19 protein-coding genes are annotated in these 16,342 nt (G+C 60.0%); 12 read left to right on the forward strand and 7 right to left on the reverse strand.

The genetic code is table 11. The features are described 5' to 3' along the window. The first annotated feature begins 27 nt into the window (after positions 1 to 27). From ACMG4M_RS13680 to ACMG4M_RS13710, 7 genes are all read left to right on the forward strand, one after another. The gene (locus ACMG4M_RS13680; protein ID WP_414430214.1) at positions 28 to 648 is read left to right on the forward strand and encodes a class I SAM-dependent methyltransferase; all 621 of its coding nucleotides are present in this window, start codon (positions 28 to 30) and stop codon (positions 646 to 648) included. Between the two features lie 331 nt (positions 649 to 979). After that, on the forward strand, positions 980 to 1,417 hold the full coding sequence (locus tag ACMG4M_RS13685; RefSeq protein ID WP_297770380.1) for a copper resistance protein NlpE: 438 nt from the start codon (positions 980 to 982) through the stop codon (positions 1,415 to 1,417). Positions 1,418 to 1,796: 379 nt separating this feature from the next. Next, positions 1,797 to 2,468 (forward strand): MotA/TolQ/ExbB proton channel family protein, encoded by a 672-nt coding sequence (locus tag ACMG4M_RS13690; protein WP_272962204.1) that lies wholly within the window; start codon positions 1,797 to 1,799, stop codon positions 2,466 to 2,468. After that, positions 2,458 to 2,838 (forward strand): ExbD/TolR family protein, encoded by a 381-nt coding sequence (locus ACMG4M_RS13695; protein ID WP_035250138.1) that lies wholly within the window; start codon positions 2,458 to 2,460, stop codon positions 2,836 to 2,838. Before ACMG4M_RS13690 ends, ACMG4M_RS13695 begins: the two co-directional genes overlap by 11 nt. Beyond that, positions 2,838 to 3,248 (forward strand): ExbD/TolR family protein, encoded by a 411-nt coding sequence (locus tag ACMG4M_RS13700; protein ID WP_272962205.1) that lies wholly within the window; start codon positions 2,838 to 2,840, stop codon positions 3,246 to 3,248. The genes ACMG4M_RS13695 and ACMG4M_RS13700 overlap by 1 nt, the downstream gene beginning before the upstream one ends. After that, positions 3,245 to 3,988, forward strand: coding sequence for an energy transducer TonB (locus ACMG4M_RS13705; protein ID WP_349379997.1), 744 nt, complete (start codon positions 3,245 to 3,247; stop codon positions 3,986 to 3,988). The genes ACMG4M_RS13700 and ACMG4M_RS13705 overlap by 4 nt, the downstream gene beginning before the upstream one ends. A gap of 115 nt (positions 3,989 to 4,103) precedes the next feature. Further along, positions 4,104 to 4,823, forward strand: coding sequence for a ZIP family metal transporter (locus ACMG4M_RS13710; RefSeq protein ID WP_035250143.1), 720 nt, complete (start codon positions 4,104 to 4,106; stop codon positions 4,821 to 4,823). 229 nt (positions 4,824 to 5,052) lie between these two features. On the opposite strand, the gene ACMG4M_RS13715 is transcribed toward ACMG4M_RS13710, so the two are convergent. The 4 genes from ACMG4M_RS13715 to ACMG4M_RS13730 all read right to left on the reverse strand — a co-directional run bounded on the left by ACMG4M_RS13715 (position 5,053) and on the right by ACMG4M_RS13730 (position 8,487). Beyond that, complete coding sequence (locus ACMG4M_RS13715; RefSeq protein ID WP_035250146.1) at positions 5,053 to 5,655, reverse strand: flavin prenyltransferase UbiX; 603 nt, start codon at positions 5,653 to 5,655, stop codon at positions 5,053 to 5,055. Next, the gene (locus ACMG4M_RS13720; RefSeq protein WP_035250148.1) at positions 5,652 to 6,110 is read right to left on the reverse strand and encodes a DUF2214 family protein; all 459 of its coding nucleotides are present in this window, start codon (positions 6,108 to 6,110) and stop codon (positions 5,652 to 5,654) included. The genes ACMG4M_RS13715 and ACMG4M_RS13720 overlap by 4 nt, the downstream gene beginning before the upstream one ends. A 158-nt stretch (positions 6,111 to 6,268) precedes the next feature. After that, positions 6,269 to 7,621 carry a UDP-N-acetylmuramate:L-alanyl-gamma-D-glutamyl-meso-diaminopimelate ligase gene (mpl, locus tag ACMG4M_RS13725; protein WP_414430215.1) on the reverse strand — a complete coding sequence of 451 codons (1,353 nt, stop codon included), beginning with the start codon at positions 7,619 to 7,621 and terminating at the stop codon, positions 6,269 to 6,271. Positions 7,622 to 7,683: 62 nt separating this feature from the next. Continuing rightward, positions 7,684 to 8,487: a helix-turn-helix domain-containing protein gene (locus tag ACMG4M_RS13730; protein WP_035250152.1), complete on the reverse strand. Its 804-nt coding sequence runs from the start codon at positions 8,485 to 8,487 to the stop codon at positions 7,684 to 7,686. Positions 8,488 to 8,695: 208 nt separating this feature from the next. On the opposite strand from ACMG4M_RS13730, the gene ACMG4M_RS13735 reads away from it, so the two are divergent. Both ACMG4M_RS13735 and ACMG4M_RS13740 read left to right on the forward strand, forming a co-directional pair. After that, the gene (locus ACMG4M_RS13735) at positions 8,696 to 9,652 is read left to right on the forward strand and encodes an esterase/lipase family protein (protein WP_414430216.1); all 957 of its coding nucleotides are present in this window, start codon (positions 8,696 to 8,698) and stop codon (positions 9,650 to 9,652) included. Positions 9,653 to 9,706: 54 nt separating this feature from the next. Then, complete coding sequence (locus ACMG4M_RS13740; protein ID WP_272974397.1) at positions 9,707 to 10,702, forward strand: lipase secretion chaperone; 996 nt, start codon at positions 9,707 to 9,709, stop codon at positions 10,700 to 10,702. A 93-nt stretch (positions 10,703 to 10,795) separates the two neighbouring features. Here ACMG4M_RS13740 and ACMG4M_RS13745 read toward each other — a convergent pair whose 3' ends face one another. Next, entirely contained in the window at positions 10,796 to 11,320 is a 525-nt protein-coding gene (locus ACMG4M_RS13745; protein WP_272962911.1) for a hypothetical protein, read from the reverse strand. A 188-nt stretch (positions 11,321 to 11,508) separates the two neighbouring features. Between ACMG4M_RS13745 and ACMG4M_RS13750 the strand changes: the two genes are divergently transcribed. Beyond that, on the forward strand, positions 11,509 to 12,771 hold the full coding sequence (locus tag ACMG4M_RS13750; protein WP_272962912.1) for a 6-phosphofructokinase: 1,263 nt from the start codon (positions 11,509 to 11,511) through the stop codon (positions 12,769 to 12,771). A gap of 62 nt (positions 12,772 to 12,833) precedes the next feature. On the opposite strand, the gene murI is transcribed toward ACMG4M_RS13750, so the two are convergent. Further along, positions 12,834 to 13,622 (reverse strand): glutamate racemase, encoded by a 789-nt coding sequence (murI, locus tag ACMG4M_RS13755; RefSeq protein ID WP_414430217.1) that lies wholly within the window; start codon positions 13,620 to 13,622, stop codon positions 12,834 to 12,836. A gap of 392 nt (positions 13,623 to 14,014) precedes the next feature. Between murI and ACMG4M_RS13760 the strand changes: the two genes are divergently transcribed. Both ACMG4M_RS13760 and ppa read left to right on the forward strand, forming a co-directional pair. After that, complete coding sequence (locus ACMG4M_RS13760; protein ID WP_414430218.1) at positions 14,015 to 14,383, forward strand: rhodanese-like domain-containing protein; 369 nt, start codon at positions 14,015 to 14,017, stop codon at positions 14,381 to 14,383. Between the two features lie 162 nt (positions 14,384 to 14,545). Further along, positions 14,546 to 15,076 carry an inorganic diphosphatase gene (ppa, locus tag ACMG4M_RS13765; RefSeq protein WP_035250163.1) on the forward strand — a complete coding sequence of 177 codons (531 nt, stop codon included), beginning with the start codon at positions 14,546 to 14,548 and terminating at the stop codon, positions 15,074 to 15,076. Between the two features lie 200 nt (positions 15,077 to 15,276). On the opposite strand, the gene ACMG4M_RS13770 is transcribed toward ppa, so the two are convergent. Continuing rightward, positions 15,277 to 16,305: a helix-turn-helix domain-containing protein gene (locus ACMG4M_RS13770; protein WP_272962916.1), complete on the reverse strand. Its 1,029-nt coding sequence runs from the start codon at positions 16,303 to 16,305 to the stop codon at positions 15,277 to 15,279. Between the last annotated feature and the right edge of the window lie 37 nt (positions 16,306 to 16,342).

Here is a 16,342-nt window from a genome sequence, read left to right on the forward strand (position 1 = left end):
ATCCTTGCCAGCTGGCATGACAATGCCATGCCCTGGATACGCCTGATACAGGAACAGGGCATTGCCAGCCGCCGCACCAGCGACCCGGCCATTGAACGGGCCATCATCGCCCGGCAGGCAGGCCGGGTTCTGGATGTGGGTTGTGGCGAAGGCTGGCTTTGCCGCCGCCTGGCTGCCCGGGGCATTCACACCACCGGCATCGATGCCATCCCCTCCTTGGTGGACAGCGCCCGCCAGCAGCATCCGGAGGGGGATTACCGTTGCCTGTCATTCAGCGAACTGGACACCGACCTCGCCGAGTCCTTCGATCTGGCCGTCTGCAATTTCTCCCTGTTTGGCGAGCAATCCGTGGAGCAGTTGCTCGCCACCCTGCAGACACGACTGACCCCCAGCGGGGTGCTACTGGTACAAACCCTGCACCCGTTGATGGCCTGTGATGGGGACTACCGGAGTGGCTGGCGGGAAACCCGCTGGCCCGGGTCCGGCAGCGATTTCGGTGCAGCTCCACCCTGGTATTTTCGGACCCTGGAAAACTGGCTCGCCCTGTTTCAGCGCGCGGGCTACCGGGTCAACCTGGAAGAACCCCTGGACCCGCAACAAAAGCTGCCGGTATCGGTGATCTTTCACGCTGTCGCCGACCATCAATAACAGTAAACCAACAACTGATAACAAAGTGTTGCTGGTTGAAACCAGGATCCAGCCCTAGCCTGTTGGCACAACAAAAACAGGGTGGATGAGGCATGATTCTTCTTTATTTCCTGATTGTGTTTGTTTTCTTTCTTGCAATCATGCAGTGGGTTTTTCGCCGGATCGACGCTCGTCACAGTCTCTCTTCAGCGGCTGGCGCCGAGAGCGTGCTGTCTACAGAACAACGCGCAAACACACGATAGAATTATCAAAAACTGTTAAAACGGCGAACCAAACACAAAATCTTTATTCTAAGCAGTATCTTTACAGGAGCTGTCAGGGAGTAAACGACATGAAAACTTATCTCGCCGCCGCCATCTTGGGTAGTGCCGTCCTCGTTACCGGCTGCCAGAGCCAGCAACCGGAAGAACCCATCAACCCCACTGCCCAGAAAATCATTTACAGCGGCATGCTGCCCTGCGCTGACTGCTCAGGTATCCGCACCACCCTGACGCTGTATCGGGATCAGTACGACAACCCCTCCCGCTTTGAGCTGCGCGAAGAATACCTGAGCGGATCCAAGGTGGAGCTGAGCGCCTCGGAGCGAGGCAGCTGGGAATCCGAAAAGCGCCTGCAAGGCAACATGGAATACGACGTCTACACGATCAATCCTGACGACCCGGATGCCGATCGCCAGTACATCAAGGATGCCGTCAATGCCATTGAACAACTGGACCAGAGCGGTAACCGCATCGAATCCAACATGAACTATCGCTTGCTGCTCAAGTAAGCCTGTGAGGGCGCTTCGGCGCCCTCTGCATTTCATGATTCTCCCAAAACGGCTACTACAACTCTGCCGCCCCAAAACCTCCCTCTATGCCCTTGCCAGCAGCTAATTACCCTTATCCCCAGTAACGAAAAATCACTATTCCCTGGTACGTCAGGCCATTACCGTGAATAGACTGCAAATAGGAATGACTTGCATTAAGGCGCCTATGAACCTATCATTGCGAACCGAATTCGGGCCTTCGCGCTGAGGGCCACAAGTCTGTGTTTCCCGGTTCCTTTCTCAGTCACCGAGATGCCACAACCGCGTGCCAGACTCTACGCACGCTTTTTGTATTAATGACCGGGCCTTCAATTGATTCGCCCGCAGCAGGAGTGTTTCCATGCCCCCGATTTCCCTGCACCTGCCCGACTGGTTTGTCAGCGGTGGCGCCACCATGTGGGTCCTCGCCTTCATGTCCGTGATTGCCCTGGCCACCCTAATCTCCAAGATCCTGCAGTTCGCCCGCGTTCGCCCGGGCAGCGCTCGCCAGGCAGACCGCCTGCTGGACGCCCTGGCCAAGGGTCAGCAGCCCGGCAAACCCGGCAAACTGACCAGCCCCATCGACCAGGTGGTATGGCAATGCTGGCAGAACAGCAAGCTGGAAGAAGCCGCCTGGCAAGAAGAAAGCCTGCGCCTGGCTCGCAGCTCTCTGGACAACCTGCGCGGCGGCCTGCGCATCCTCGAAGTGATCAGCGCCGTAGCGCCCCTGCTCGGCCTGCTGGGTACCGTATTCGGCATGATCGGCGCCTTCCAGGCCCTGGAAACCGCCGGCTCCCAGGTCGACCCCTCCATCCTCTCTGGCGGTATCTGGGAAGCCCTGCTGACCACCGCTGCCGGCCTGACCGTGGCCATTCCCACCCTGGCCGCCTTCCACTGGGCGGATCGCAGTCTGGAGCTGTGCCGGGAAAAGATGCAGGACCGTCTGTCCCGACTGAAAGTCCTGCGCAACAACCACGCGGAATCCGAACCCCTGGAAGAGGACCGCGACCAATCGGTGGCGCATGCATATTGAACCGGAGCGTCACCGCACACCCTTCATAAGCCTGACGCCACTGATTGATGTAGTATTTATTCTGTTGGTGTTCTTTATGCTGGCCACCCGCTTCGGGCAGTTCTACGACCTGCCCGTCAACGTGCAGCCCGCAGACAGCATCAACAAACCCGATGACAAGTGGCTGGTGATCGAAGTGGAAGCCGACGGTGACCTGAACCTGAACGGTGTCAGCTTTACCCCTGATGCGGTAGCCGATCGACTCGACACCCAGAAGAGCAAGGTGTGGGTCACGGTCAGCGCCGATGCCACCCTGCAGCAGGCCCTTGCCGCCGTGGACGCCATCAAGGCCGCCGGCGTCAAGGATGTACAACTGGAGCTGTTGCCGTGATGATCATGGAAACGTCTTCCCGTCGCCCGCCGCTGGAACCGGTGTTACCGCTGATCAATGTGGTGTTTCTGCTGTTGATCTTCTTCATGCTGGCCGGCCAGCTGGCCAAAAGCCCCTCCGTGTCCGTGGATACCCCACTGAGCCAGAGCGCCAATGGCCCTGAAGCCCGTGACAAGCTACTGCTGGTGTTGCAGCAGGATGGTCAGTGGTTTGCCGAGGACAACGATACCGCGCTCACTGAAGCGACACTGCAAGACTATCTGAGCGAACGCCCGGAAGGTGGGGAAGTGCGCCTGTTGGCGGACGCCGGTGTCACCATGACCACCCTGCGCGAGCGTCTGGAAATCCTGCAAGGCCTGGGCGTGGAACAGGTACGCCTGGTGACCCGCAACGACGGGGGTGACCAATGACATCCCGTACCCTGTTTGCCTGGGTCGCCTCTGTCCTGATTCATGCCAGCGTACTGGTCACCGTAGGTGCACTGACCCTGGCCGGCGGACGCCCGAGCAAACCCGGCGTCACCGAAATGGTAGTGAACCTGTCTGCGCCGCCAGCGGAAAAGCCTGCTGCGCCGCCCGCACCGGCGAAACCGGAACCGGCCCCGAAACCCGAGCCGAAACCCAAGCCCAAGGTAAAGCCAAAACCGAAACCGGTGGCGAAACCCAAACCGGAGCCGAAACCGGAACCCGAGCCTGAGCCTGAGCCTGTAGTGGCCAAGAGTGACGTCGTAGAGGAACAGGACACCCAGGAAGACGCCGAGAGTGAGCAGGCCGCTGCCAGCCAGACGCAGCAAGTGGGCGCCAAGGGCATGGCCGGAGACCCGGGCGAAGGGGTGCATCAATCCGGAGACACGGAAAACGCCCTGAACAAGTACCTGGCCAAGGTGCGCGACACCATCGACTACAACAAGCAGTATCCGCACCGCGCCCGCATGCGTCGCCAGGAGGGCACCGTAAAAGTGTCGTTCTGGATCAACGCTGCCGGGCGGGCGGAAAAAGTGGCAGTGGTAGAAAGCTCTGGCAGCCGTATCCTGGATCGGGCGACCCAGGAGCTTGTCTCCCGTTTGCGCTTTGATGCCCCACCGAAGGATCTGGACAGCATCCCGGTGGAAATCCTCGCCCCGGTGGATTACGACCTCAGCAACAGTTGATCCCTGCTCTGCCAGTCTTTATGTTCGACCTGACCCGCTAATTTCCACATGGGCTCAGGTTGAATGTATGGCGGGTACTTGCCTGTCCCATCCCTGCAACAAGGATGCCCTCCCCATGAGCGCTCTGACCCTCGCCTTATTGCTGAGTCTGGCCGCTGGCCTGAGCATGGCCGCCGGCGCCCTTATCGGCGTCAAACAACACATCGCACGGGGCTGGCTGGAGCAGGAAGTCCGCCATACGGTTATCGCCTTCGGCGGCGGCGCCCTGCTGGCTGCGGTAGCGCTGGTGCTGGTGCCGGAAGGCGCCCAGCACCATACCCCCTTGTCCGCCACCCTGCTGTTTGTGGGCGGCGGCATTGCCTTCATGGTGGTGGATCGGGCCCTGGCCGCCCATGGCGGCGCCATGTCCCAGCTGCTGGCCATGCTGCTGGACTTTGTTCCTGAAGCCATCGCCCTGGGGGCAGCACTGGCGGTGGGTGGCGGCCAGGCCTACCTGCTGGCATTCCTGATCGGCATGCAGAACCTGCCAGAAGGCTTTAACGCCTACCGGGAAATCCGCAACAGCAAAGGCAACACCCTGTCCTCCACCAAAATCATCCTGGCGTTCGCCGCCCTGGCCCTGCTCGGCCCGGCCAGCGCCGCCCTCGGCTTTCTGGTACTGGTGAACAATCCCCTGATTCTGGGCGGTATCATGCTGTTTGCCAGCGGCGGCATTCTCTACCTGGTGTTCCAGGACATCGCCCCACAGGTGCCTCTGAAAAAACACTGGGCTCCCGCCCAGGGAGCGGTAGCTGGTTTTGCGTTGGGGTTGGTGGGGCACCTTCTGGTGCATTGAAACGAAGCCCCGTAGGAGCGCCGCTTGAGGCGCGAACCTTGCGAAGCAAGGAAATCGCCCGCCGGGCGATCAGGTTTATCAGGGTCTGACAGGCTTCTGATCGAATAGCGGATAGGGCTTGTTACTGCTGCCTCGCTGTCGCTAGGTTCGCGCCTCAAGCGGCGCTCCTACGGGGCTTCGTAGAAATGAAAGCGAGTAGCTGCTTGTGTGGCTTTGTAGAGTGAGGAACTCATTCCCCCCAGCGCTTCACCAGCGTCTGTTCTACCCCCAGATGATCCAGTAACCGGGCGACAATGAAGTCCACCAGATCCCCTACCGTCTGCGGCTGGTGATAGAAGCCCGGCGCCGCCGGCATGATGGTGACGCCCAGGCGAGACAGCTTGAGCATGTTTTCCAGATGGAGGGGAGAGAACGGCGCTTCCCGGGGCACCAGAATCAGCTTGCGGCCTTCCTTGATGGCCACGTCCGCCGCCCGTTCGATCAGATTGTCACTGGCGCCACAGGCGATGGAGGACAGGGTGCCGGTGGAGCACGGGCACACCACCATGGCGGCAGGCGCACCACTGCCGGAGGCCACCGGAGAGGTCCACTGCTCCAGCCCACACACTACCAGGGTGCCACGGTCAGTCTGCACCCAGTCACGCAGGGCCTGTTCGGCCTTACCGGTGCCGGCCGGCAGCTTCAGCTCGGTTTCCATGCCGATCACCACCCGCGCCGCCTTGGACAGAATCACGAACACTTCGCAATCCGCTTGCAGCAGGCACTGCAACAGGCGCAATCCATAGGGCGCTCCTGAGGCGCCGGTAAAAGCCAGGGTTATTCGTTTGCTCATACACCCATTCCTACACCACGGGCCATCAACGCCGCGAGAATTGGCATCAGTACCACCAGGTGGAGTTCAGCGACCAACACACCGCGCAGATTGCGTTGCAGCGTGGCATCAATCTCGGGGACATGTCCGGCCTTAACGGTTTTCCGCCAGCCCAACAGGACCTTGGTGGGATACAGACTCAACAGCGCGATCAGAATAAACAGGGTTACCTTGCCATGAAACCAGGGGCTGGAGAGGTAAAAATCCCAGCCCTTTTCCGTCCACCCGGCCCGCGCAATACCACTCACCAGCACAGCCAGCGCCGAGAGACCATAGCCGATATCCAGCCACAGAAGAGTACGAATATTGCGTTCGTTGATGCCGGTTCGCCACAACAGGAGTTCCCCGTATAGAAAACCAAACAGCATCAGAATGCCGAGGTAATGCACCGATGCCCAAAATACGGACCAGAACATGACAACCTCCCGTGTTGATTCACGCCGAACACCAAGCTAACCGTAAAGCCGGCCACCGTTGGAGCTTTGCTTGCAAAGCGAAAGGCCCGGCCCCTGAGAGAATTCGCCTTGCGAGCAAGGCTCCAACGAACCCTCAGGAATAACATGCGGTAAGGGGCTTATGCTTTCAGCGCATCCAGCAATTTCTGATGAATGCCGCCAAAGCCACCGTTACTCATCACCACCACGCTCAGTGGTTTGCCTTTGCGTGCCACCACCCGGGCAATGATGTCGTCAATGTCATTGCTCACCGATGCCGGTACCGGCGATTCGCTAACCACCGGGTCGAGAGACCAGTCCAGCCCCGGCGGCTGATACCAGATTACCTCATCCGCCGCCCCGGTGCTGGCCGCCAGCGCTTCCTTGTGGCTGCCCATGCGCATGGTGTTGGAACGGGGCTCGATCACCGCGAGAATCTTCCCGTCTCCCACCTTGCGGCGCAGGCCATCCAGGGTGGTGGCAATGGCCGTGGGGTGATGGGCAAAGTCGTCGTACACTCGCACACCATCCACTTCCCCACGCAATTCCATACGCCGTTTCACGCCCAGGAATTCGCACAGGGCGGCAGCACCATCCGCCAGGGTGACTCCCACATGGCGGGCCGCCAGCAATGCAGCCATGCCATTGTTCACACTGTGCTGGCCGGTCTGGTCCCAACGTACCTGGGCCACCGGTTCACCATTTTCCAGAACGGTAAAGACGGACCCGTCCGCGTTATCCAGGCGATAACCCAGGGTCTCGTTTTCGCCGAAGCGTTCAATCTCGCTCCAGCAGCCTTTCTCCAGCGTCTCTTCCAGGGCCGTTTCACCGTGCGGAAGAATCAGCCGCCCGGTGGCGGGCACGGTACGAATCAAGTGATGGAACTGGGTCTGGATAGCGGCCAGGTCGGCGAAGATATCCGCGTGATCGAATTCCAGATTATTGAGAATGACGGTGCGCGGGCGGTAATGAACAAACTTGCTGCGCTTGTCGAAGAAGGCGGTGTCGTATTCGTCCGCTTCCACCACAAAAAACGGTGTCTCACCGAGGCGGGCAGACACCCCAAAATTGCCGGGCACACCACCAATCAGGTAGCCGGGGTTGAGCCCGGCGTGCTCCAGAATCCACGCCAGCATGGAGCTGGTGGTGGTCTTGCCGTGGGTGCCGGCCACCGCCAGCACCCAACGACCGGGCAAAATCACATCCTCCAGCAGCTGGGCGCCGGAGGTATAGGGCAAGCCCCGATCCAGCACGGCTTCCACGGCTGGATTGCCTCGGCTCAGGGCATTGCCGACCACCACCAGATCCGGCGCCGGTTCCAGCTGCGCCGGATCATAACCCTGGGTCAGTTCGATGCCCGCCGCTTCCAGCTGGTCGCTCATGGGCGGATAGACGTTTTGGTCACTACCGGTAACACGATGGCCCTGGGCCTTGGCCAGCTGTGCCAATGACCCCATGAAGGTGCCGCAGATGCCGAGGATATGGATATGCATGGGAATAAACCGATGAAAAGAATCCCTGCACCTTAACGGCAAGGGGCCTTCAGGTGAAGGGATCAGTGATCCCCTCCCACCAGAATCCGCACCTGTCGGGAGCGGCGCAGCACCGCCGAGGGGCTCATGCCGAGCATGCTCTTGAATACATGGGTCAGATGAGAGGAGTCGGAAAACCCTGCCGCCAAAGCCGCATCCGTCAGCGTGCTGCCCATGGCCATCATTGATGAGGTGACGAACAGCCGGTGCCAGAGACGATAGCGGCGGATAGGGATACCGGTGGTCTGCTTGAACAGCCGCTGCAAACGATCCCCGGACAGCCCCACCTGTTCTGCCAGCGCCTCATTGGACAGGTTGTCCGCCGGGTCGGCGCGGATCAATTCAACCACCTGGGCAATCCTGGCATCCGGTTCAAAACCGGCCACCGGCTCGTTATCGCCGGGGAAGACCAGCCCCCGCAGTCGGGCATAGGCCTCGGCAGCTTCAGTGGCACCGTCGTGGAGAGTCCGCAACATTGCCAGTTGATCGACTTCCCGGATGGAATCCCGATAAACGCCACATTTCTCTGCGGTCATCGTCGGCGCATGAAACAGCAGGTCCTTGCCCAACGGGTCCAGAAAACAGCAGGCGATACGCTTACCCAGCGACTCCGCCGAGAACAGTGCCCCTGCCGGAATCAGGTAGGAGCGCGCGGATAAGGTCTGCCCCTCTACCGTCAGCGGAATCACATCATCCAGCCCGAACAGCAGCGTATGCGCTCCCTGAGAGTGTGATGACAGGCGTTCAATCCGGCCCAGATAAAGCGTTCGCTGCCGCCACAGATACAGCGTAGACGCAGGCAAACCGGGTTTCGCTGACAAGGTCATTGTTGTTTTTTTCCGAGTCGTCAAGCACGCGACAGAATCGCGAGCGGGATCACAGTTTTTCTGTTTATGACAAAACGAGGCACCAATTCCTACAAGTTACTACCACCCAACCTGCTTATAGTCCAATCGTCGACAAAAAACACAGCCCTGGCGCCGGCTGTCTATGAAGGCCCAGAGAGGCCGAAAAATAACAACACAGGAGAAACCCATGTCGATCCGACTCCCCGGGCTGCTGGCAGCCCTGACTCTGCTCGTTACCACCACCCAGGCCCACGCCTGGTGGCCATTTGGCAAAGACAAAAGCTACGCCGATACCCGTTACCCCATCGTGCTGGTCGGCGGCATTATCGCCTTCGATGACATCCTCGGTGTGGACTACTTCTACGGGATTGCCGACAACCTGCGTGACTATGGCGCCCAGGTGTACGAAAGCAATGTCAGCGCGCTGCAAAGCAACGAATACCGCGGCGAGGAACTGATCGTCCAGATCGAAAACTACCTGGCGGTCACCGGCGCCAATAAAGTGAACCTGATTGCCCACTCTCAGGGCGCGCCCACCTCTCGCTACGTGGCGGCGGTACGGCCAGATCTGGTGGCATCAGTCACCTCCGTGCACGGCGAAAACCGCGGCACGGTACTGGCCGATGTTATTCGCGGCCTGACGCCGGAAGGTGGCATTGGTGAAGGCCTGGCCGACAGTATCGCCGGCGCTTTCGGCGCGCTGTGGGAATTTGCCTCCGGCGGCCCTAATCCGGATAACCAGTCCGCCAGTACCGTGCTGGCAGCGTCCACCACCGAGGGCATGGCCGCCTTCAACCAGCGTTATCCCCAGGCACTGCCCACCGATGCCTGTGGCACCAGCGGCCAGCATAGCGTCAACGGCGTGCGCTACTGGTCCTGGGGCGGCACGGGGGTACACACCAACCTGTTCGACCCGTTCGACAGCATCATGGTCACCGTCACCCGGTTGGCCTTCCCCTCCGGCGTCAAACATGACGGCATTCTGCCTCTATGCGGCATGTACCTGGGTAAACCCATCCGCCACGACTACCGTCACAACCATGCGGATGCCATCCGTCACCTGTTTGGTCTGATGGGCTGGGAAACCGACCCCAAGACGCTCTACCGCAACCACGCCAACCGGCTCCGAAACGCGGGCCTGTAAAACCGACCCGCAGGGCCTGGTGCCCTGCGGGCCAACCGGAACAGGAGAGCCGTTATGAAACGCCATCTCACCCTGCTGGCCACTGTCGGGTTGTTGGCCGCTGCTGGCTTCTGGGGTCTGCCACAGATGTCTGCCACCACCCCCGGAGAAACCCAAGCGGCTGACACCCTCCCGCAAGCTGCCCGCACTGATAGACCCACTCCCCCCCAGTCTTCACTCCCGGCTGCCCAAGCACTGGCCAACAGTTCGCTGGCCGGCACCACAGTCCCTGCCGATCTGGTCATGGACGGCGAGGGGCAACTGATCGTGAACAGCAGCACCCGGGCCATTCTCGAGTACTTTCTATCGCTGAGCGGTGAGCTGCCTGATGAGAAGATCCGGCAGCTGATCCAACAATGGGCGAAAGACAACGCCAGCTCCCGTGCGGCCAGTGATCTGCTCGCGTTGCTGGATCGCTACAACGATTACCGCCAGCGTTATGCCAGCGGCGATTTTGCCGCCAGCGCTGAAAGCGATATCGCCGACAAGCTGAACCAGCGCCGACAATGGCGTGAACAGATATTCGGCGCCGATGCCGCAGCTCTGTTCGCTGACGAGGATCGCTATGACAATTTTAGTCTGCAGCGGCAGGACATCCTCACCAGCGATATGAGCGATGCGGAAAAAGAGCGTGCCATGGAGACTCTGCATGCATCACTGCCGGCGCACCTGGCAGATCAGTACCGGCAACAGCAGGCCCTTCAGCACCTGCAAGACACAGAGCAATCCATCGAGAAAACGGGGGGAAATAGCGCAGACCGGTTTGCCTACCATCAGCAGGCCTTCGGCGATGAAGCCGCGCTTCGTTTGCAGTCTCTGTCACAGAAACGGCAGGAATGGCAGCAGCGTTATCAGGACTATGCGACACAGCGGGATCGAATTCTGCTATCCGGCCTGGTTGGCGACGACAAACAGCAACAGCTGGAACAATTGCGGGCCAGATTGTTTGCAGAAACCGAACAGCAGCGGGTAGCTGCCCTGGACCGGCTTGATGAGCCCGCCAGCGAATAACCCGACCCGGAGACTCGAAGGGTGGCGATGCGGACCATACTGACGGTCAGGACAAGCAGCCTGACCTCGGTGCATTCCTGTGCTGAAAGCGGATCAGCGAGTCACAGTGACCACTTCCGGCACCAGCATCACCACCGCCGCATAGCCAGCCACCAGCAGGGTCAGGGCAATACCCAGGCCCAGAAACGGCCCCACATTCATGGCTCGGTGGTAGACAAAACTCTGCGCTGCCAGCTGCCAGCTCACCAGCACCAGATACAGCCCCTCGATCCAGCCCAGGGACTGCTCCGCACCCGCATTGATCGCCAGCAGTGGCAGAGTCACCAGGGTCAGCACCACATCGATGCCCACCAGCGACAGGGCTGTCTGCAGCCAGCGGCTTTGCAGCCCCTTGAACCCCAACAGCACAAAGATGCCGGCCAGAATCACCGTCATCGAGGTGAGCTGGCTGCTCAGCAGCACCAGTACCGGCAGCGCCGTCTGCAAGCTGCCAACCAGCAGTTGCAGGGCACACCAGCCCAGCAACACCAGGCCCAGCAGGCTGGGCGAGTAGGGAGCGTTTTCGGGGCCGGCACGAAATATGGCCAGCCGCCAGAACAATGTCATCAATGCAGTCATGGATCCTCCGGCCGGCTATTGTTCCAGAGCCGGGGAGAAACAGCCACTAGCTTCGAGCTACGAGCTGAAACGTGCGCTTGTAGCTATAAGCTCGAGGCTAACAGCTGTTTCCTTTCGTCCGACAACACCGGGTGTGTTTCATGGGCTCCTTCGCTAGAATGCACGCAAATTGAATCAAGGGGTCTCTCATGGCGCGTAAAAACGCTTTCTATGCTCAGTCCGGCGGTGTCACCGCTGTCATCAATGCTTCCGCCGCCGGCGTGATCGAAGCCGCCCGCGAAAACAAGGATGTGATCGGCAAGGTCTACGCTGGCCGTAACGGCATCATCGGCGCCCTCACCGAGGAGCTGATCGACACCAGCAAAGAAAGCAAAAGCGCCATCGACGCGCTCAAGCATACCCCCGGCGGCGCCTTCGGCTCCTGCCGCTACAAGCTGAAAGACCTGAAGACCTCCCAGCGCGAGTACGAGCGTCTGATCGAGGTGTTCAAGGCCCACAACATCGGCTACTTCTTCTACAACGGCGGTGGTGACTCCGCCGACACCTGCCTGAAAGTGTCCCAGCTCTCAGAAAAGATGGGCTACCCGATCCAGGCCATCCACGTGCCCAAGACCGTGGATAACGACCTGCCCTTCACCGACGTGAGCCCGGGCTTCGGCTCCGTGGCCAAGTACACCGCGGTGAGCTGCCGCGAGGCGGCCCTGGACGTGGCCAGCATGTGCGCCACCTCCACCAAGGTGTTCGTCATGGAAGTGATGGGCCGCCACGCCGGCTGGATTGCCGCCGCTGCCGGTCTGGCAAAGGAAGAGAGCGACGATGCGCCTCACCTGATCCTGTTCCCGGAAATTGCCTTCGACAAGGCCGCCTTCATGAAGAAGGTGCAGGCCACCGTGGAGAAGGTCGGCTACTGCGTGATCGTGGTGTCCGAAGGCGCCCGCTACGAAGACGGCACCTTCCTGGCTGACGCCGGCAACACCGATGCCTTCGGCCACAAGCAGCTTGGCGGCGTGGCCCCGGTGATTGCGCAGATGGTCAAAGACGAGTTCGGCTACAAATACCACTGGGCGGTGAGCGACTACCTGCAACGGGCCGCCCGCCACATTGCCTCCGCCACCGACGTGGAGCAGGCCTACGCCGTGGGCCGCGCTGCCGTGGAATTTGCCGTAGCCGGCAAAAACGCGGTGATGCCCACCATCGAGCGCAAGAAAACCAAGAAATACAGCTGGACCATCGGTGAAGCGCCGCTGAAGAAAGTGGCCAACGTGGAAAAGAAAATGCCGCGCAAGTTCATCACCAAGGATGGCTTCGGCATCACCCCCAGCGCCCGCGACTATCTGGCACCGCTGATCGGCGGCGAATCCTATCCGCCATACAAGGACGGTCTGCCGCAATTCGCCAAGCTGAAACTGGCCCCGGTGGCCAAGAAGCTGAACGACGCGTTCGAGGTGTAAGCGCACCCCGATACGAAAAACGCCCCGCATTGCGGGGCGTTTTTGTATGTGCTGGTCTATGCCTATAGCGGATACACCGCTTTCACCGCCCCCCACAAGCATTCTATCTGCCGCCCAAACACTGCAACTTCACCGCTGGTGTGAAACGCTTCTGTGCCGATGCTGTCCGAATCCGCCAGCAAGCCCTCACACTTCAGTCGCCGCACCACTTCCCGGGCCACCGCCGACTCGGTACTGACAATCTGCACATCCGGCCCCGCCACCTGAGCAATGCGCCCAGCCAGATAGTTGTAATGGGTACATCCCAGCACAATGGTATCTGCTCCCTTCCCCAACAGCGGTGCGATATAGCGATGCAGCAGCTCCAGGGTCCTGTCATCATCAAAACGCAACGCCTCAATCTGGCCCACCAGATCCGGACAGGGCTGTACCGCAATACTCACCGTACTGGAAAACCGCGCCGCCAAAGCGCTGAAGGAATGGGTCTGCAAGGTTCTGGGCGTGGCCAGCACTCCCACCACCCCGCTACGGGTCGCCAGCACGGCCGGCTTCACCCCCGGCTCCACGCCGATAATCGGCACCGACCAGGTGCTCCGTAGCTGCGCAATGGCGGAGGTGGTCGCGGTATTGCACGCCACCACCACGGCTTTGGCACCCTGCCCCAGCAGGAAATCCGTCACCGTGTTCATTCGCTCCAAAATAAAGTCATCAGATTTGTCGCCATAGGGCGCATGACGGGAATCGGCCACATAAAGGATATCGTCGGCAGGCAGCAGCTCACGGACTTTCGCGGCCACGGACAGGCCACCGATGCCGGAGTCGAAGATACCGATGGGACGGGAATGGGGCATGGCAGAATCTGGGGGTCGGGTTTACCTTGGATGGATAGTGTACTCGACCGGGGCGGAAACAGGGAAAGAGTTGGGGTTGCCCTGAGGCCAAAGCACAAACAATGATTCTTAAGAAGGCGGTACAGATGGCGGATATTGTGGCGTTTACACTGCAAAAGTCACTGCCGTGCACCTGTCACTGTTCTCGGGACCACAGCGGTGGTAGCGTCAGAAAGTAAAAAGGAGAACCCGTGAGCAAAACACTCGACGAGTTGTCAAAACAGGCGTTCGTGTATGAATGTGCCAGCCGCGCCCTAGCAAGGGGCAGCCAAGCCTTCTATTGCCAGCATGGTCCGGGATGCAGAAAAGCTGTGGGACGAGTTGCAGGAATGGCAAAACCGACAGGAGTCAGAATGATGAAACGTTTCAGCCTGGTCTTACTGGTGCTACTGAGCACCCTCTCCGCGCCGCTATGGGCCGCCGACAGTATCAGCATCAACGAACTCAAACAGGCCATGCAGGCCGACAAGGCTCCCATCATCATTGATGTCCGTGATGAGGACGAATACCTGGCTGGGCATATTCCCGGCGCCATCATGGTGCCGGCCAAACAGATGGACCAGCATCTGGATATGCTCAAGCAATACCGTAAGCAGGAAATCGTGCTGTACTGCGTATCCGGCCGCCGCGCCAGCGCCGCCGCCACCGTGCTGGAGGACGCCGGTTTCAAGAAGGTGCGGCTGCTTGAAGGCAACTACCCCGGCTGGAGCGAGGTCCAATAAGCCTGCCCGAGCCCCCAGGGAGCCCGTCATGGGCTCCCTAACTCCTTGACCATAAAGCCATTATCCTTAGTCCTTAGGCTACGACCTTCCGCCATTAGCCGGAACCGCCCTGCATTGCTATAATCCGCGCCCACCACCAACCCTGTTTGAGAAGGATAGATCATGGATTTTGCTAAGGTTCCCGCCGGGAAAGAGATTCCGGAAGACATCTACGTGGTCATCGAGATCCCGGCCAACGCTGACCCGATCAAGTACGAGATCGACAAGGACAGCAACGCCGTATTCGTCGACCGCTTCATGGCAACCCCCATGTTCTACCCGGCCAACTATGGCTACATCCCCAACACTCTGTCCGAAGACGGCGACCCGCTGGACGTGCTGGTTGTGACCCCTTACCCGGTGGTTCCCGGTTCCGTGATCCGCTGTCGTCCGGTCGGCATCCTGAACATGACCGACGAAGCCGGTAAAGATGCCAAACTGGTGGCGGTACCGCACACCAAGCTGACCAAGATCTACGACAACGTGAAAGACATCAACGATCTGCCTGAACTGCTGCTGGCTCAAATCAAGCACTTCTTCGAGCACTATAAAGAGCTGGAAGCTGGCAAGTGGGTGAAGGTCGATGGCTGGGACGGCGCCGAAGCCGCCAAGGCCGAGATCCTGAAATCCGTGGAAGCCTACGAAAAAGGATAAGGCAAGCCACAAGCTTCAATCTGCAACGCGAGATAGTTTCGCGGTAAGCAGAGAGCAAAAAGGCCGCGCCCCTTCAAAAGGGCGCGGCCTTTTCTTTTTCAGGATTTTTCCCTGCCAAATCCGGCGGCGCGGCATAAACGCTAATCAGCGTGGCTACAACCGCAAGCCGCGCCTTGTAGCATGAAGCTTGAAGCTTTCTCTTACCTCTGCTCCCGGTAGGCCCGCGGCGTGACCCCACTCCAGCGCTTGAATGCCTTGGAAAAGTTGGCCACATCACTGTACCCCAAGGAATAAGCCACCTCGCTGATGCTGTTATCCGGCTTCGCCAGCAGACGCTGTGCCTGGCGATAACGCTCCTGATCCTGAAGTTGTCGATAGCTAAGCCCGGATTGTTGCAGATGGCGCTTGAGAGTGCGGGGGGAGACTGACAGCTTTTCCGCCATGGCCTCCAGGGACGGCAACGGCGCCGTTCGATCCTGCAAGGCACTGCGGATACGCTCTGCCATGACACCGTCTTCCTCGGTACGCCACTGACGGAACTCCAGCTCACACTGCTCCCTTGCCAACGCCGCCACCTGCGGATCAGCCAAGCGTGGGCGGGCAGCCAGGGCGGGCAGCGGAAAGACCAGGGCATCCTCATTCTGATCGAACAGAACTGGCACCCCCACCTCTTTTTTAAGCGTCGACAGATAGGCCGGTGCACTTCCACGGCGGCGGATCTCCAGCCCTTCCGGCGGTGCATCCAGCAACTGTTCGATCATGAACGCCAGCCCCACCAGCATCGCTTCAATAACAAAATCATGGGCCACGCCCAGTGAAGCCGTACTGCGAAGTTGCACATGGGCCAGTTCGCCCTGACGACACTGGTCAATCACCAGGAAAGGCGCCCGCAGACCGAGGAAGCGGCAGGCCGCATCCAGGGCATCCTGGGCACTGGCACTGGACAAGGCCAGCAGGCCAACCGGGCCATGCAGAGTGATGCTCATGGCCCGGGCATAGCGGAACCCCAGCCCTCGCTCATCAACCATGGCCACCCCCCGCTCGGCCACGGTCTGGGCCAGGGACATGGATACCCGCCGATCCGGGGCCAGCAACTCGTCGCGGCTCACTCCCAACCCCGCCAGCAGGGACGTGGCATCCAGCCCCATGCCCGCCAGCACGTCATAGAGCAATACCACGTAAATACCCGGTATCCCGGCACTTCCCCAGGGACGGCCCGAACTCACCATTTGTTGGCCCTCCACGACAAGACCTTGATTGCAAGAC

The organism is Alcanivorax sp. IL3 (assembly GCF_047495465.1).
GTDB lineage: Bacteria > Pseudomonadota > Gammaproteobacteria > Pseudomonadales > Alcanivoracaceae > Alcanivorax > Alcanivorax jadensis.